Source organism: Bacteroidia bacterium, from assembly GCA_023228875.1.
GTDB lineage: Bacteria > Bacteroidota > Bacteroidia > NS11-12g > UBA955 > JALOAG01.
Genome location: JALOAG010000020.1, coordinates 1 through 15,763, shown reverse-complemented (window position 1 = coordinate 15,763; position 15,763 = coordinate 1). Strand labels below are relative to the sequence as shown.

Below are 15,763 nucleotides of genomic sequence, written 5' to 3'. Positions count from 1 at the left end.
GTTGGTTAAAATCGGGCATTAATTCATAACTCAAATTCTTAAAGCCGATAATTCCCAAAAGGGCAAATACGCTGAAAAGAACAATAATCAGCGATGGTCGTTTTATTGATATTTCTGTAATATTCATATTTCGCTGATTTTATTTTATATTAATATTCGCCCCATCAAAAAGATTGATAAAACCATTTGTTACGATAATGTCTCCAACATTTAAACCGCCTGAAACAATCGTTTTATTGCCGATGTTTTTAGAAATCGTAATCGTATGTAAAACTGATTTTCCATTTTTTACGATATAAACTTGTGCTTGATTTTCACTGTTTATAATGGCAGAAGACGGAATAATAATACCTTGTTTTACTTCGTTTTCGGATAGAGAAACCTTTCCAAACATTCCTGATTTTATAGTTGATTTTTTTGTGTTTGCTACTTGAAATTGTACAGGAAAACTATTTCCCATATTAGCCTTACTTCCAATCATAGACAATTTTCCATTCAATGTTAGTTCAGGAAAAGCATCCGCTGAAATGTTATAATTTTGATTGGGTTGAAATTGCTTTAAATTACTTTCGGATACGTTTACCGTAAATTTAAGTGTGCTTATGTCGGTGATTTGCAACAAAGGAACTCCGGGTGCTGCAAAAGCTCCAATTTCACTTAATTTTGCTGTTACAACACCACTAAATGGGGCTTTGATAGTTGTTTTATTGATTTGTTCTTGCAAAGTTGCTTTTTGCACCTTTGCAGATTTTAAACCCAACTTTGCCTTTTCCAATTGAACGCCTTGCACGGCATCGGCTTCCGTTAAAATAGTGTAACGATTTACATCATCTTGCAAGCCTTCAATTTGCACTTCAACGGTTTGTAGTTGTAGTTTTAAAAGTGAATTATCCAATTGAATGAGGGTTTGCCCTTGTTGAACATAGCTACCTACATCTACTAAAACAGCATTGATTTTACCTTGTGTTTCAGCACTGATTTTTACTTCTTTATTAGGTTCAAATGTTCCTGTAAAAATGCCTTTTTCATTGATGTCTTTTAGTCGAATAGTGTCCACATCAACGGAAATAGGTTTTTCTTTATCGAATTGGTAAACCTTACTTTCAGTCGTTTTTTTATTACTTGTCAATTTGAATATTACCAAACCAACAATTGCAATACCTGCTATTATCCAGATTATCTTTTTCATTTTATCTCTTTTAATTCTTAATTCTTAATTTTTAATTCTTAATTGAAATAGTTCCCGTTAATTTTTTGAATTCCAAATCAGCTTTTAAAAAGTCAATTATTGCGTTTAAATAATTTTGTTGTGCTTCACGCAAAGCATTGTCAGCCAATAAAACATCGGTCAAACTTGCTGTACCCTGTTTTTGTTGTAGTATGGTTTGATCATAAATTGTTTTGGCTAATTCAATTTGATTTTCTGTATTAATAATGGTGTTTTCGGCAATCTTTCGTTGACGAATGGCATTTTCAATTTCCATTTCATTTTTGTCAGAAATTAGTTGTGCTTGCAATTCATTATTATTGATTTCCAATTTTTTCTGATTGATTTTTCGTTGTGTAACGGTACCGTTAAAAAGTGGGTAACTAAGCTGTATTCCTGCAAAACCAATCGGATAGAAATCTAAAAAATCATTGGGTGTTTTGTCATACCCAAAACCTGTTGTACCATAAGAAGCAATCAAATTTAAAGAGGGCAAATAGCGTGAACGATTAAGGATTTTAAGTTCATTGTTCAATAGTTTGTTTTGTATGTTGATAAGCTGTAAATCCAATGAATTGCGAGAAGAATTATCTGTTAATGTTGGTTGAAAAATATCGGTTACAACCGTTATATTTTCTTCTAACGAAATGCCCATATTCATTTTCAGAGCGTTCAATACTTGTAAATATTTACTATAAACATTTTCTCTTTGCGTGGTTAATTGTTCCGTTTGTAATTTCACTTTGTTTACATCAGAACCTTTTGCCAACAACTGACTTTTTAGCAATTCCATATTTTGCAACAATCTGTTTGAATTAATCAGATTGCTATCCATAAAATCCAATTGATATTTTAGAATTTGTGCGTTGTAATAAAGTGTTGTTATATCAAATAACACTTGTTCTTCTGTTTTCTGATATTGTAATTGAGTTAATTCATTAGCAATTTTTGTATTCTCAATCGCTCCATAAATTTGTGGATTATACAAAGGCATAGCCAATTGTATATTTGCATTGATGTTGTGCGGAACGCCAAATTGTAAATCCCTAAACTGTCCTTCGGGTGCTTGCGTATTCAACGCATTCATTGGCATTAGTTGGGTAGGCAACTCCATAAAATACTTGTAATCTGCATTGGCAGTGATTTTCGGGATTAGGTTGGCTTTTGCTTCCCTTTCTCTTTGTTTGCTAATGCTGATGTTGTTACGATTAATTTGCAAGTTTTTATTATACACTTGTGCCGTGTCAATACATTGCTTTAGTGTCCAGACCTCTTGTGCCTGAACGGTATTCCACCCAATAAAAAGTATTGAGATGAAAATGAGTTTGTGAGTATTCGCTAACATAATTAGATAAATTTTTTTGTTTTACTTTTCTTTAATTAAATTTCTCTTTTTTAAATTCAGCCAACCAACACCGGCCATTATCGCAGTAAATACAATTCTGAATAGCATCGCTTTTACCGTTTTTTCTTCGTGTATTCCGCCATTGTGTATATAAAATTGAAATGCAACAAATGCGATAATCAGTAGGGACAATGAAACGAGTAAGGTTTTAAAACTCAATTTTGGTTCTGTCCAAGTGGTATAAGCAGCCAACAAATACAGAATACCACATATCAAATTGGTGTAAACGATAAACAAGACATAGTTACCTTCTTTTTCCCGAATACCGAATAAATCAAAAATGACAGACGAAGCCATAAATACGGTTAATAAGCCAAAGAAACTTAACAAAACAGTCTGTATTATTCTAAGTGCTTTCATTTATCAATGTTGTTTTTTGATTTCATTTTTAAATTTAAAAAAGCTAAACCCGGCAATAAAAACAGAAGCTGTCATAGATAGTGCACCAATCAAAACAAAAATCGGAGGTAAGCCCAAATACAATTCTGCCCAAATACCTATTGGCATCAGCAACCCGATTATAGCCAACCAAGAAATGGCTTTTGAATAGTGTATATTCTCTTTGAAATGCAAAAGCAAAAAGCCGATGACGATATTTAGAAAGGCAAATAAATTACCGTGTACGTGTGCCAATCGTGCTTCAAAATGCTTACCGTTGCTATACGAATTTGCCCATTCCTCGGCATTGGGTGCAAAATCTCTGAGGTAAATTAGTAGAAAACCATAGAGCATAAATGTTCCCATAGTGATAAAACCGATTGCGATATTGTATTTTCCGTTCATTTTTACAGCATATTAATAGTTATTCGCCTTTAATCATCGTCAGCAGCATTTTAAAACGCTCGGTTGCCATAAGAGAATGAGGCACATTGGCTGGCATAATAATAGAATTGCCTTTCACTAAGTTAAAAACTTCACCTCCAATTGTGATTTCAGCTTCGCCATCTAATAACTGCACAACGGCATCAAAAGGAGTTGTATGTTCTGAAAGCCCTTCTCCTTTATCGAAAGAAAACAGCGTGATGTTTCCCGCTTTACTTTTAGTTACTTGTTTGCTGATTACGCCACCATCGGAGTATTCGATTGCTAATTCCAGATTGAAAATCTTCTTTTTATCAAATGTTGCCATACTGTTCACTTTTAGTTTATTTAATGTTAGTTAGTGTTCACTCGCAAAAGTAAATAAACTTTTTAATAGTGCAGTATTTTTTTGAAAAAATTATTTTCTCCTCTTCAACCATTTATACCCTTCAAACCACAAAACAGACACGCTAGCAATCAAAAACGAAGTGCCTAATTCGTTTATATTCAAGCTATCCAAATGGAAAAACTGAGCAAATATAGGCACATACAATATTGCAAAAAGAAAAACTAAAGTTGCACCGATAACGATAGGGAAGAGTTTGTTTTTGTTTTTAGAGGTTTCTAAAATACTGTAGGTAAAAGAGCGATTGGTTAGGCTCAATAAGATGTTGGCAAAAATTAAAGTGGTAAAAACCATCGCTCTCGTGGTTTCTTCATCTCCGCCTTGCTGAACGGTCAATTGATAAGCAAATAACACCCCTGCGGTAATCATTAATCCCTGAATGATACTGATGCTTAATTCTTTCCAATTTAGGAAAGTATCGGTCATTTTCCGTGGTTTTTGGCTCATCGTTCCTTTTTCCATCGGCTCGTTTTCATATACAATAGAACAAGTAGGTCCCATAATTAGCTCCAAGAAGATAACATGAACAGGCGTGAAAATATGCGGGTATATCCATCCCAAAAACAAAGGCAAAGCGACTGTTAGAATAATCGGTATATGAATGGAAATAATGTATTGAATTGCTTTTTTGATATTGGCGTAAATTCTTCTTCCTGCTGCAATTCCAACGACCAATTTATCCAAATCATCATTGATAATCACCAAAGAAGCCGCTGCTTTGGCTATTTCCGTGCCTTTATTTCCCATCGCTACGCCAATATGTGCTGCCTTGAGTGCGGGAGCATCATTTACGCCATCGCCCAACATCGCTACCACTTCTTCGTCTTTCTTGAAAGCATTGACCATTTTTAATTTGGCTTCGGGAAACATTCGGGTAAACAAAGTGGTTTTTCTCGAAAGGTCAATGAGTTCTTCTTCAGTGTGATTGACAATTTCTGTACCGTTCACGGCAGGCGAAGCATTTCTAATTCCGGCTTGCAACGCAATTGCATTGGTGGTATCTTCATTATCTCCCGTGATTACTTTTACCTTAATTCCTGCATCGTAAATATGTTGAAACACTTCTTGAATACCTTGTTTGGGTGGATCATAAAACACAGTAAATCCTAAGAATTCAAAGTTGAAATCTTGCTGCTTTTTTGGGAAATGATTTCCTTCAAAATGAGCTTTGGCAACACCCAATAAACGATAGCCTTGTTTTCCTAAATCTTTGATACGCTGACGCAACTTGTCTTTTTCTTTTTCAGATAAATTAGAAACTGCCAATATCGCTTCGGGAGCACCTTTGGCAGCAATAACTCGTTCGATATTTTCATTTTCAAAAATGTGGGTCATCATCGGTGGTTTGCCTTCCAACGGATATTCGTGTATCATTTGAAAACCGAGTCGTTTGTCCTCTTTTTGCGTTTGTTCATACACTTTGTGCAAGGTTTTTTCCATCGGGTCAAAAGGTACAGGTTCACTGCTCCACATTGCAAATTGTATCAATTCAGAAAGTGAATTATTCGTCAATTGTTCCTCTTCATAAAGTTGATTGGTTTTATAGTCAAAAAGTGCTTTTAACTGCATCGAATTTTCGGTAATTGTTCCGGTTTTATCGGTGCAAATCACGGTTGTACTTCCCAAGGTTTCTACTACGCTACTTCGTTTGATAATAATGCCTTCTTTCATCAATTTCCAAGCTCCCAATGCCATAAAAGTGGTAAAAGCAACTGGGATTTCTTCGGGTAAAATGGACATAGCCAAGGTTAGCCCTGCCAATAAACTTTCAATCCAATCTCCGGATTTCCAAAAACTATATCCCCAAACCATCAAGAAAACGACAATACCAATGACAGCCATCCATTTCACGAAGTTTGTGATTTGAATTTGCAAAGGAGAGCGTTCTTCTTGAATTTCTTGAATGGATTTCCCGATTTTCCCTAATTTCGTTTCATCGCCAATTATTTCTACTTCAAAAACTGCCAAACCCGAAACGACCAAGGTCCCGCTATATACATTTCTATCCTCCGTTTCTTGACTTTTAAAAACCGAAAATGTTTCGCCCGTAAGTGATGCTTCATTGACAGAAAAGTCATTGCTGTGTACAATTTTTCCATCGGCATTGATCATTTTCCCTTCTTCAATAATACACAAATCACCCACCGCAATTTCGTGTGTTGGAATTTGGATTACTTTTGAATTTCGGATGACTGTACTCAAAGGTTCATTGAGTTTTTCCAATGCTTCCAACGCCTTTTTACTACGATTATTCTGATAAAAAGAAATTCCTGAAACGGCAACAATAGCCCCGAACATAAAAATAGCTTCACCATAATCGCCCACAATCAAGTAAATAATTGCCACGGCAATCAGCAATAGCAACATCGGCTCTTTTAAAATATCTAAGAGTAACGAAACCCAAGAACTTTTTTGAGCGGCATTTATTTTGTTGAAGCCGTGTTTTTTCTGAGAAGCTAAAACTTCATCAGAAGTGAGACCTGTGAGATGAGAAGGGATGTTGAATGTCATAGAATTAAGAATTAAAAATGAAGAATTATGAATTAAGGTTTTTTTAGAGCTTTGAGCTAAACTCTCCTATATTCTAATTATTTCTTCATCATTTCCTTTGTCCAATCCACCAAAAGCTTTTTATCAGCTGTACTGAGTTTAGCATTTTTATGTATCAAGGTATAGGAAGTCATTGGCATTTCGCCCTCTTCAATTTCTTCTGCTATTTCTTTGAATTTTTTCTGTTTTCTTTCGGCAGAATAGGTGTTAAATTCATCAAAATTCAGATGTTTTTTCCCATCACGAATATGGTCATCTAACCATAAAGCTACTGGTTGTACATTGCTATACCAAGGATAAACGGTATTGTTAGAATGACAATCATAGCAACTGGTTCTTAGCAATTTATCAACGGGCTCTGGAACATTATAATGCAGTCCTATGGCATTAACAGAAACTTCTGTAGAAATATTTTTTGTCGGACGGTAGAATTGAAGTAGTGCTAAAGCGACAATCAGCAAGATAAGTACTTTTTTAAGGATTGATTTTACTGGATTTTTCATTGTTATAATTTTTAAAATTTTCAAACTAATATTTTTGTTCCATTTTATTCTTCATCTGCATTTTTCAACACCATCAAAAGATGATATGCACCTTTAACAACGATGTTTTTATTGGCTAATTTTTCAGCAGACATAATTTCTGTAAACCCATTTTCTGCATTGCCGATTTGTACTTCCGTCATTTCAAACTGTCTGTTTCCTTTTTCGATAAACACATAGTTTTTATTTTCAAAACGAACAATGGCATCATCGGGTAAAACAGTTGCATTGCCACCTGACAATTCAATTATTGCATTCATAAACATCCCAGGCAATAAAGTTTTGTCGTATTCTTTAAAGTAGCAATGTACCTGTGTAGCGTTGTCGTTGCTTAGGTTTTTGCTGATTAATATGATTTCACATTCATATTTTTTATCGGGATTACTGTTGGAAAACGCAATCACTTTTTGTCCGATAGCCAATTTGTTTACATCTTTATCAAACACGGTTAATGCCAAATGAATGTCATTTGGATTGACTAACTCAAACAGTACATCGCTTGGGGTTACATATTTACCGATATTCACATTTACGGCAGAAACAAAGCCATTGATAGGCGAATAGATGTTGATGCTTTTTGTAATCGTATTGGCAGTAACAGTATTTGGATTTAATCCGATTAATTTCAACTTTTGTTCCAATGATTTTATCAATATATTTTGTGTTTGATAAGTTGTTCTTGTCTGCTCAAATACTTTATCACTTACTGCTTTACTTTCGTTGAGTTCTTTTTGACGCAAATATTCACTTTCATTGTATGCAAATTGGGCTTTGGCAGTTAAATAATCTTGTTGTAATTGAATGTATTGAGGATCTTCCATTACAGCAATTACTTCTCCTTTGCTAATGTGCATACCGGGTAATAATTTTGTGGATTTCAGATAACCACCCAACGGCACACTGACAGACACTATGTTTTGGGGCGGAACATCAATTTTCCCGTTCAATTTTAAAACAGAAAAAACATTTTTCATTTCTATTTTACCAATTTCAATTCCGGCATTTTTATATTGTGCATCGGTAAGACTGGCAACATTTTCTTGTGTTGGTACATTTACTTGTTCTTCGCTTGTTTGTTTATTGGTACAAGCGGTAAACAATAAAAATATATTTATGATGATAATTAAGTTCTTCATTTTTTAGACTATTTATTTAGATAATAATTAATTTCTGCTACGGCATTATTTCTGTTTCGTACGGCTTCAATATAATCGCTTTGAATACTTATCGCTTGGTTCATTAGCAACACCCATTCTAAATAATTGATTTCACCATTTAAAAATTGCTGATTAGCGGTCGTTTTAAGTATTTCAGCATTTTTTAAAGCCGTATTTTCAAAATATAAAACAGCATCTTGATACTTTTGATAGTACTTCATTGCTTGTGCAAAATTTGTTTCGAGATTTCTCAAATTCACTTCGTATTCATTGGCGGCTACTTGTTCATTTATTTTTGAAGCATTTATTTTTGATTTTTGACTACCGCTAAAAATAGGAATACCCAAACCAATCTGAGCCGAATGAAAACGAAGACTACTGTTGTATTCCACATTGTTTGCACCCATACCTTTCATTCCCATTATATTATAGCCAAAAGTAATGTCTGGTAACAGTTTTGATTTTTCAACTTTTGTATTGGCAACAGCGATGTTTTGTTGTTGTTTCCAATACTGAACTAAAGGATGAGAAATAAACTCTGCGTTTTCCAATGAAGATATATTTTGAAACAAGATTTCACTTTCATCAGGAACAAAAACTGTAGTTGTGTTGAGTAGATACTGAAACTGCAATTGTAGGATTTCCCAATCTTGTTCTAATTGTGAAAGTTGAAGTGCAATTTGTCCTTTTTGATTTTCGGCTGTTGTTTTTTCTAAAATATTGCTTTCTCCTTTTTTAAATCGAAGAATGGATTTACTTAGAAATTCTGAAAACAAGCTGTCATTTTCCAGTAACAACCTTCTCTTTTGTTGAATATAAAGCAGATTGAAATAAGCCTCTGTAACTAATTTTTTTAATTCAGTTTCTTTTATTTTTAAATTCAAAACACTGCTTTTCCATTCTTCAGTCAGCAAATCTTTTTGTCTTGAATAAACAGTTGGAAAACTGAGTGTTTGTGAAATACCTAAACTCAAATCAGGATAGAAACTATTGATTTGTCCGTATTGTCCGCCAATGTTTGTAGCAGGAATAGTCGCATTGGATTTGATGAGTTTTTGATGATACTCTATTCGCAATTTTTCATTTTTAACGGTAAGATTATTGACTAAAGCGGTATCAATAGCTTGTTGAAGGGTGATTTTATCTTGTGCATTAGCTCCGATTGAAATAAATAGCAATATCAAAACAGATATTCCTTTTATTGATTTATTTTTCAATGAAATACCTCTATTAAAAATGATGTACAAAATCGGAAGAACAAACAAGGTTAGAAATGTAGCAAGCAGTAAACCACCGATAACAACAGTAGCCAACGGTCTTTGCACTTCTGCACCTTCTCCGTGGCTTAATGCCATTGGCAAGAAACCTAATGAAGCTACAAACGCTGTCATTAGTACCGGACGTAAACGGGTTTTTGTTCCCATAATCACAATGCGTTTTAAGTCGGTATAACCTTCACTTTTCAAACGATTAAATTCTGCAATCAAGACTATTCCATTCAATACGGCTACACCAAATAAAGCAATAAAACCAATTCCCGCACTCACGCTAAAAGGAATGCCACGAAGAGCCAAAGCGAATATCCCACCTATTGCAGATAGTGGAATGGCAGTGTAAATGAGTAAGCCTTGCTTAACAGAACCAAATGCAAAGTAAAGCAGTAGGAATATCAAAACTAAGGATATAGGTACAGCAACAGCCAACCGATCTTTTGCAGCTTGTAAATTTTCAAATGCTCCTCCATAAGTTACAAAATATCCGGAAGGTAATTTAATTTGTTGTTCTACTTTTTGCTGCAATTCGTTTACTGTGCTTTGAATGTCACGGCCTCGAACATTGAAGCCTACAATAATTCTGCGTTGAGAATTTTCTCTTTGTATCTGATTAGGACCTTCTATAATATCCACATTTGCTACAGTGCTTAATGGTATTTGCGTACCTTGTGGTGTGGCTATCAGCAACCGTTGCACATCTTCCAAATTTTTTCTTTTATCACCTGAAAGACGAACTACTAAATCAAATCTTCTCTCATTTTCAAATACCATTCCGCTGCTTTCTCCTGCAAAAGCCGTATTGACAACACGATTAATATCGCTGATACTTAAACCGTATTGGGCAATTGCAGGTCGATTGTATTTAATTACAATTTGTGGCATTCCTGTTACAGCTTCAACATACAAAGCCTCTGTTCCTTTTATTCCGTTAGATAATTGCCCTAATTTACTAGCATAGTAAGCCAGAGTATCCAAATCTTCTCCGTAAATTTTGCATACTACATCTTGTCTTGCTCCGGTCATTAATTCATTAAATCGCATTGCTACCGGATATTGGAAACCGAAAGCCACTCCCGGAACATCTTCTAATGCTTTGCTCATTTTCGCTTCCAATTCAGGATAAGTTTTAGCAGAAGTCCATTCGCTTCGGTCTTTTAAAATAATCATTAAGTCAGAAGCATCCACTGGCATCGGGTCGGTAGGAACTTCACTACTTCCTGTTTTGCCCACTACTTGTTCTACTTCCGGAAAATTTTCTAAAATGATTTTAGAAGCTTTAGAAACCGCTTCAACCGATGTGTTCAGGTTACTTCCTGGCAAAACTCTTGTTTCTACTGCAAAATCGCCTTCGGGAAGAGAAGGGATGAACTCTCCGCCTAATGTGGATAAAACAAACAAAGCTGTTACAAATAAGCCGATAACTGTAGCTAATATCTTTTTTTGATGACGAAATGCCTTAACTAAAAACCGCTGATAAAACCGCTCCAATCGGTTCATCATTTTGTCAGATAAAGTTTCTTTGTGTGAAATCTTTTTACTTAAAAACAATGAACTCATCATTGGAATATAAGTAAGTGAAAGCAGAAAAGCACCCAATAATGCAAAGGCAACCGTTTGTGCCATTGGTTTGAACATCTTGCCCTCAATTCCCTGTAAAGTGAAAATTGGCAAATACACTATCAAAATGATGATTTGCCCAAAAACTGCACTATTCATCATTTGGGAAGCCGATGTTTTGACTTCGCTGTCCATTTCCTTTTGCGATAATTTATTGACTTTTGCAAACAGTTTACTGTGCGAGAGTTTGTGCATTACTGCTTCTACAATAATTACTGCACCGTCCACAATCAACCCAAAATCCAAAGCTCCCAAACTCATTAGATTGCCACTCACCCCGAAAGTGTTCATTAGAATAATTGCAAACAGCATCGAAAGCGGAATGACCGATGCTACCAATAACCCAGCACGAATATTTCCTAAAAACAGAACCAATACAAAAACGACTATCAAAGCACCTTCCAAAAGATTTTTAGTAACCGTACTTATGGCGTTTTTTACCATTTTTGTTCGGTCTAAGAATGGTTCAATAACAACACCTTCTGGCAATGATTTTTGAATTTTTTCAATTTGTGCTTTAATATCTTTGATGACCACGTTGCTGTTTGCACCTTTCAGCATCATTACAACTGCACCAGAAACTTCCTGTTCTCCATTGTAGGTCATAGCTCCGTATCTTGGCGCGTTACCTAATCGAACTTCACCCACATCTCGAATGAGTAGAGGCATTCCATTAGGTAAATTCTTTACAACAATATTTTGAATATCTTCCATTGTTCCAACCAAACCTTCACTACGGATAAATAAAATAGTTGGACCTTTTTCAATATAAGAACCACCTGTATTTTGATTGTTTTTTTCAAGGGCATTAAATACATCGTTGATGGTGATACCATAAGCCATTAATTTTTCGGGTACAACAGCTATTTCATATTGTTTCAGTAAACCTCCGAAACTGCTTACTTCGGCTACGCCTTTTACACCGAGCAACTGTCTGCGTACAATCCAATCCTGAATAGTACGAAGCTCCATAGCATCGTACTTGTTTTCATAGCCTTTTTTGGGACGAACCGTATATTGATAAATTTCACCTAATCCGGTAGTAACAGGTGCCAATACGGGTGTTCCAAAACCTTTAGGTATTTGTTCCTGTGCTTGTTGCAGCCGTTCGGTTACTTGTTGCCTTGCCCAATAAATATCCGTTTTTTCATCAAATACAATAGTAACAACCGATAAACCAAACCGGGAAAAACTCCGCAATTCAATCAGTCCAGGGATATTATTATTTACTTGTTCTATGGGAAACGTAATCAATCGCTCTACATCAGGAGCACCCAAAGCAGGAGCTACTGTAATAACTTGTACCTGATTATTTGTGATGTCAGGTACTGCATCAATCGGAAGTTTTTTTACCTCATAACTCCCATAGGCTATCAGTCCGAGTACAAAGAGACCAATGATGAGTTTGTTCTTTATAGAGAACTCTATTATTTTACTTAGCATTTCTTATTATTTCTTAGTTATTCAATTGGAAATTGATAATTAGCAATGTGCAATTACCAACAATGAGCATCTATTTGCTCTTTGTTAATTGCCGATGCCTATCTTTCTATTAAAATGAACTAAGAAATTTGTGGCGGTTGCCAAATGCTGTCGAGGTAAGCGTTAGAATAATTTTGTTGTTGAAGTATAGGTATCTTCAATTCTTTTTCAGCAATTTGTCTTGAAAACTTGATAAACAAAGGCTGAAAATATACTACTTGTATAGAATGTACATTAATTGTTTTAAACGGAAGATTATCGTGGTCGTGATGATTGTCATTATGGTGGTGATCGATGTCCTTTCCATAATGTTTTACCAAAAAATCTACAATCGAATTGTCCTTATCTTCTTGGGTATGTTCTATATAGTGGTGAATAAGTAAAGGCAATTTCAATACTTCCCCGAATACCGTGTTGGCACTCAGAAAAGAAAAGAGAAAGAATATGGCAATTACCTTTTTCACACTACAAAATTACTTATTTATAATGGTTATTTTGTGGGATAAAATTTACTTTTTTCATTATAACCTAAATCAGTATTTAGACTAATTAAAAAATTGATGATATACCTGATACGAATGTTGAATTTTGGAAACAATTTCATTTGCTTTTGTTGTATCTGTTTCATTTTCTAATTCTTTCACTAATTCTAGATGCGGATGAAGCCATTTATGCAATTCATCGTGGCTCTTTCCGTCCATTGTACAGCTTTTTATGAGTTGGCTGTTTTTGTCTTTTAGTTGTACCGCTAATTCTTTGTAGTCCGTTTTGTTAGCTTGAATATACTCATTTACTAATTCTTCTCCTTTTAATACAAAAGGTTTCATTTCTTCGTTTACAAGCCATTTCTCACCATTGTTGAGTTCAATAGCTTCTGAATTTTCATCGTGATGTTGTTCTGTGTGGCTTTCAGTTTCCTGATGCATTGTTGATTTTTCAGTAGCATTATTACAACTCCACAACAACATAATGGCCATTCCGAATACAATTACTTTTTTCATTTCAATTTATTTAATTTATTTAATTTATTTCTTTTCAATCATTTTTAAAATTCCTTCTAAAACAGCTTTTCCGTCTTTTATTAAGTCTGATTTATGCCCCGATAATTTCCATTTTAAAACAGTCATCCTCATTCCTCCTATAAGTATTGTTGTAAGCGTAGATGCTCCCATCAATTTGTTATATTGTCCGCTTTCTTGTCCTTGCTTGATGTTGTTTTTTACGTAGTTCTGCATCATATCCATTATTTCAGAAACTTTATTACTTAGATTTTCTTCATAATGAAAAATACTCTCGGCAAAAATAACACTGACAATTGCAGGTTTGTTAACGAAAGTTTGTAATTGAGAGTTGAAAATAGCTCTTAATTTATCTGCTTCACTTGTTGAAGTCTTAAATGGGATAGATTGAATACGGTTTTCCATTTCTGTTTTGAAGTACTCCAATAAACTCCAAAGAATTTGATTTTTACTTTTGAAATGGCGGTATAATGCAGGTTCTGAAAGTCCAATATCTTCAGCAAGTGTCTTTATAGTCAAATTCTGAATACCAAATTTTGAAATTCTGTTGGTTGCCGCTTCCATTATCTCTATTTGTCTGTCTGTAAATTCTTGCATATTCAAATTAAATCAAACTGCGTTAGTTAGTATTCACTCGCAAAAGTAAATAAACTTTTTCATTCTGCAAGAATTATTTTAAAAAAAAGTTGGAATTGGTTTGTCGGTGGTGGATAAATTGGCTCTTTTGGTTTTTTAGAATTGGCTTTGAGCGGTGGCAAAAAACCAAATGTGCCAATGTGTGTAGGCAAAATTATTTTTTCCGTGCGTGGGCAAAAATTTTAAAACCTTTTGTGTTGGTATGGTGTTGGGCTACAGCAAAATTGTTTATCGTGAATGTTGAGTTGGTACGGTTATTCTACGCTTGCCTGTAACGGTTGGCAATATGGCATGAAGCGGATTGCGAGCGATTCACTATCAAACCGAGATGAAGCCCAAACTGACTAAACCATCTCCAATTAAGTACTTCACCGCTTTTTGCTATATTGCGTGTTGTGCGAAGCCAACAGCATAGCGCGAGCCATGCAAAAAATAGAGGCAACTGCGCAAAACACCTTTCGTTTTTTTATTGACTACATCACAACGCTCACAACTCCTATATAAACCACCCAAAAAACCAACTTAAAAAGCATAGTTAAAAAAACAAGTGTGCTTAAATCGCTTCTAATGAAGCCGTTTTTGATGTTTTTTTCTTTTTTTAGAGAGTTGTGCAACAGCTACCCATGTTGGCGGTAGTTATTTTTGTTTTAAATATATATGTCTAATGTTGTTTACTCCAGTTTCTCTTTCGTCAATTTCAAATTTGTCAATATGTTTAATTAATGGATACAATTTGAGAAATCCATAATTTCTTGGGTCGAAATTCGGCTTCTTTTTAAGAATGTGGTTTCCTAAACTTCCTAAGAAAGCCCAACCTGTTTCATCAGCCAAATCATTTACACTCTCTGTAATCACTCGTATTGTTTCAGTATCTACCTTACTGATGTGCTCTACTTTTTTCGGCTTTGCAATTGATTTTGTAGTCGTCTTCGTGTCAGCCGTAACTATTTTTAAGATTTCTAAATAGATAAATTTATTGCAAGCGGAAATAAAAGGTTGGGGTGTCTTTTTTTCGCCAAAACCAATAACTGTCATTCCTGCCTCTCTAAGTCTTGTCGCCAATCGTGTAAAGTCACTGTCACTAGAAACAATGCAAAAACCATTTACTTTTCCTGAATACAAAATATCCATTGCATCAATTATTAGAGCACTGTCACTAGAGTTTTTTCCACTAGTATAACTGTATTGTTGAATTGGAGTGATTGCATTTTCCAAAAGGACATTTTTCCAGCCCGAAACAGTTGGTTTAGTCCAATCAGCATAAATTCTTTTAATTGTCGGTGTCCCGTTTTTTGCAATTTCCTCAAGCATTTCCTTAACATTTGAATAAGGAACATTGTCTGCGTCAATTAATACCGCAAGTTTATCTTCTGTCATATGGTTGATGTATTCTGTTGTTGTCTTATAATTACCGCTAACGGTTTCGGGCTTGGCAAAGGTGGCGATTTTCACCACAAATGTTTATTAAATGCACTAAAGTTTGTTTACCACAACACTGTCATAGAAGCACTGAACCGCCACTTTAGCCAAACCCGTGTGCCTGTGCCTGTTGCACAACCACACCCATAACTTCATTAGGCAAATATAAATCAATTATGCATGTATTAACAAAAGTGCAATAAGTGTGCATAATTAATTGATTGTCAGTGTTGTATATTTTGCCTTAA

The 15,763-nt window shown here is 34.8% G+C and carries 13 protein-coding genes; all 13 read right to left on the bottom strand.

Annotated features, from left to right (window positions below; genetic code table 11):
- Window positions 1–139 precede the first annotated feature (139 nt).
- The 13 genes from M0R38_11550 to M0R38_11490 all read right to left on the bottom strand — a co-directional run bounded on the left by M0R38_11550 (window position 140) and on the right by M0R38_11490 (window position 15,473).
- Window positions 140–1,189, bottom strand: a complete 1,050-nt coding sequence (locus M0R38_11550; GenBank protein ID MCK9482365.1) for an efflux RND transporter periplasmic adaptor subunit — start codon at window positions 1,187–1,189, stop codon at window positions 140–142.
- Between the two features lie 31 nt (window positions 1,190–1,220).
- Window positions 1,221–2,552, bottom strand: a complete 1,332-nt coding sequence (locus tag M0R38_11545) for a TolC family protein (protein ID MCK9482364.1) — start codon at window positions 2,550–2,552, stop codon at window positions 1,221–1,223.
- Window positions 2,553–2,573: 21 nt separating this feature from the next.
- Entirely contained in the window at window positions 2,574–2,972 is a 399-nt protein-coding gene (locus M0R38_11540; protein MCK9482363.1) for a hypothetical protein, read from the bottom strand.
- A gap of 3 nt (window positions 2,973–2,975) precedes the next feature.
- Window positions 2,976–3,395, bottom strand: coding sequence for a hypothetical protein (locus M0R38_11535; protein ID MCK9482362.1), 420 nt, complete (start codon window positions 3,393–3,395; stop codon window positions 2,976–2,978).
- A 19-nt stretch (window positions 3,396–3,414) separates the two neighbouring features.
- The gene (locus M0R38_11530; GenBank protein ID MCK9482361.1) at window positions 3,415–3,741 is read right to left on the bottom strand and encodes a cupin domain-containing protein; all 327 of its coding nucleotides are present in this window, start codon (window positions 3,739–3,741) and stop codon (window positions 3,415–3,417) included.
- Between the two features lie 90 nt (window positions 3,742–3,831).
- Window positions 3,832–6,330, bottom strand: a complete 2,499-nt coding sequence (locus M0R38_11525; GenBank protein ID MCK9482360.1) for a cation-translocating P-type ATPase — start codon at window positions 6,328–6,330, stop codon at window positions 3,832–3,834.
- A gap of 77 nt (window positions 6,331–6,407) precedes the next feature.
- The gene (locus tag M0R38_11520; GenBank protein MCK9482359.1) at window positions 6,408–6,872 is read right to left on the bottom strand and encodes a heme-binding domain-containing protein; all 465 of its coding nucleotides are present in this window, start codon (window positions 6,870–6,872) and stop codon (window positions 6,408–6,410) included.
- Between the two features lie 44 nt (window positions 6,873–6,916).
- Complete coding sequence (locus M0R38_11515) at window positions 6,917–8,047, bottom strand: efflux RND transporter periplasmic adaptor subunit (GenBank protein ID MCK9482358.1); 1,131 nt, start codon at window positions 8,045–8,047, stop codon at window positions 6,917–6,919.
- 8 nt (window positions 8,048–8,055) lie between these two features.
- On the bottom strand, window positions 8,056–12,402 hold the full coding sequence (locus tag M0R38_11510) for a CusA/CzcA family heavy metal efflux RND transporter (protein MCK9482357.1): 4,347 nt from the start codon (window positions 12,400–12,402) through the stop codon (window positions 8,056–8,058).
- A gap of 119 nt (window positions 12,403–12,521) precedes the next feature.
- Window positions 12,522–12,905, bottom strand: coding sequence for a hypothetical protein (locus M0R38_11505; protein MCK9482356.1), 384 nt, complete (start codon window positions 12,903–12,905; stop codon window positions 12,522–12,524).
- An 81-nt stretch (window positions 12,906–12,986) separates the two neighbouring features.
- Complete coding sequence (locus M0R38_11500; GenBank protein MCK9482355.1) at window positions 12,987–13,442, bottom strand: hypothetical protein; 456 nt, start codon at window positions 13,440–13,442, stop codon at window positions 12,987–12,989.
- Window positions 13,443–13,466: 24 nt separating this feature from the next.
- Entirely contained in the window at window positions 13,467–14,057 is a 591-nt protein-coding gene (locus tag M0R38_11495; GenBank protein ID MCK9482354.1) for a TetR/AcrR family transcriptional regulator, read from the bottom strand.
- A gap of 675 nt (window positions 14,058–14,732) precedes the next feature.
- Window positions 14,733–15,473, bottom strand: a complete 741-nt coding sequence (locus tag M0R38_11490) for an NYN domain-containing protein (GenBank protein MCK9482353.1) — start codon at window positions 15,471–15,473, stop codon at window positions 14,733–14,735.
- Between the last annotated feature and the right edge of the window lie 290 nt (window positions 15,474–15,763).

What these genes read in the sequence shown, in the direction of transcription:
- M0R38_11490 (MCK9482353.1), bottom strand. Translation starts at nt 15,473, where the DNA reads ATGACAGAAGATAAACTTGCGGTATTAATTGACGCAGACAATGTTCCT.
- M0R38_11510 (MCK9482357.1), bottom strand. Translation starts at nt 12,402, where the DNA reads ATGCTAAGTAAAATAATAGAGTTCTCTATAAAGAACAAACTCATCATT.
- M0R38_11525 (MCK9482360.1), bottom strand. Translation starts at nt 6,330, where the DNA reads ATGACATTCAACATCCCTTCTCATCTCACAGGTCTCACTTCTGATGAA.
- M0R38_11530 (MCK9482361.1), bottom strand. Translation starts at nt 3,741, where the DNA reads ATGGCAACATTTGATAAAAAGAAGATTTTCAATCTGGAATTAGCAATC.
- M0R38_11540 (MCK9482363.1), bottom strand. Translation starts at nt 2,972, where the DNA reads ATGAAAGCACTTAGAATAATACAGACTGTTTTGTTAAGTTTCTTTGGC.
- M0R38_11515 (MCK9482358.1), bottom strand. Translation starts at nt 8,047, where the DNA reads ATGAAGAACTTAATTATCATCATAAATATATTTTTATTGTTTACCGCT.
- M0R38_11500 (MCK9482355.1), bottom strand. Translation starts at nt 13,442, where the DNA reads ATGAAAAAAGTAATTGTATTCGGAATGGCCATTATGTTGTTGTGGAGT.
- M0R38_11535 (MCK9482362.1), bottom strand. Translation starts at nt 3,395, where the DNA reads ATGAACGGAAAATACAATATCGCAATCGGTTTTATCACTATGGGAACA.
- M0R38_11550 (MCK9482365.1), bottom strand. Translation starts at nt 1,189, where the DNA reads ATGAAAAAGATAATCTGGATAATAGCAGGTATTGCAATTGTTGGTTTG.
- M0R38_11520 (MCK9482359.1), bottom strand. Translation starts at nt 6,872, where the DNA reads ATGAAAAATCCAGTAAAATCAATCCTTAAAAAAGTACTTATCTTGCTG.
- M0R38_11495 (MCK9482354.1), bottom strand. Translation starts at nt 14,057, where the DNA reads ATGCAAGAATTTACAGACAGACAAATAGAGATAATGGAAGCGGCAACC.
- M0R38_11545 (MCK9482364.1), bottom strand. Translation starts at nt 2,552, where the DNA reads ATGTTAGCGAATACTCACAAACTCATTTTCATCTCAATACTTTTTATT.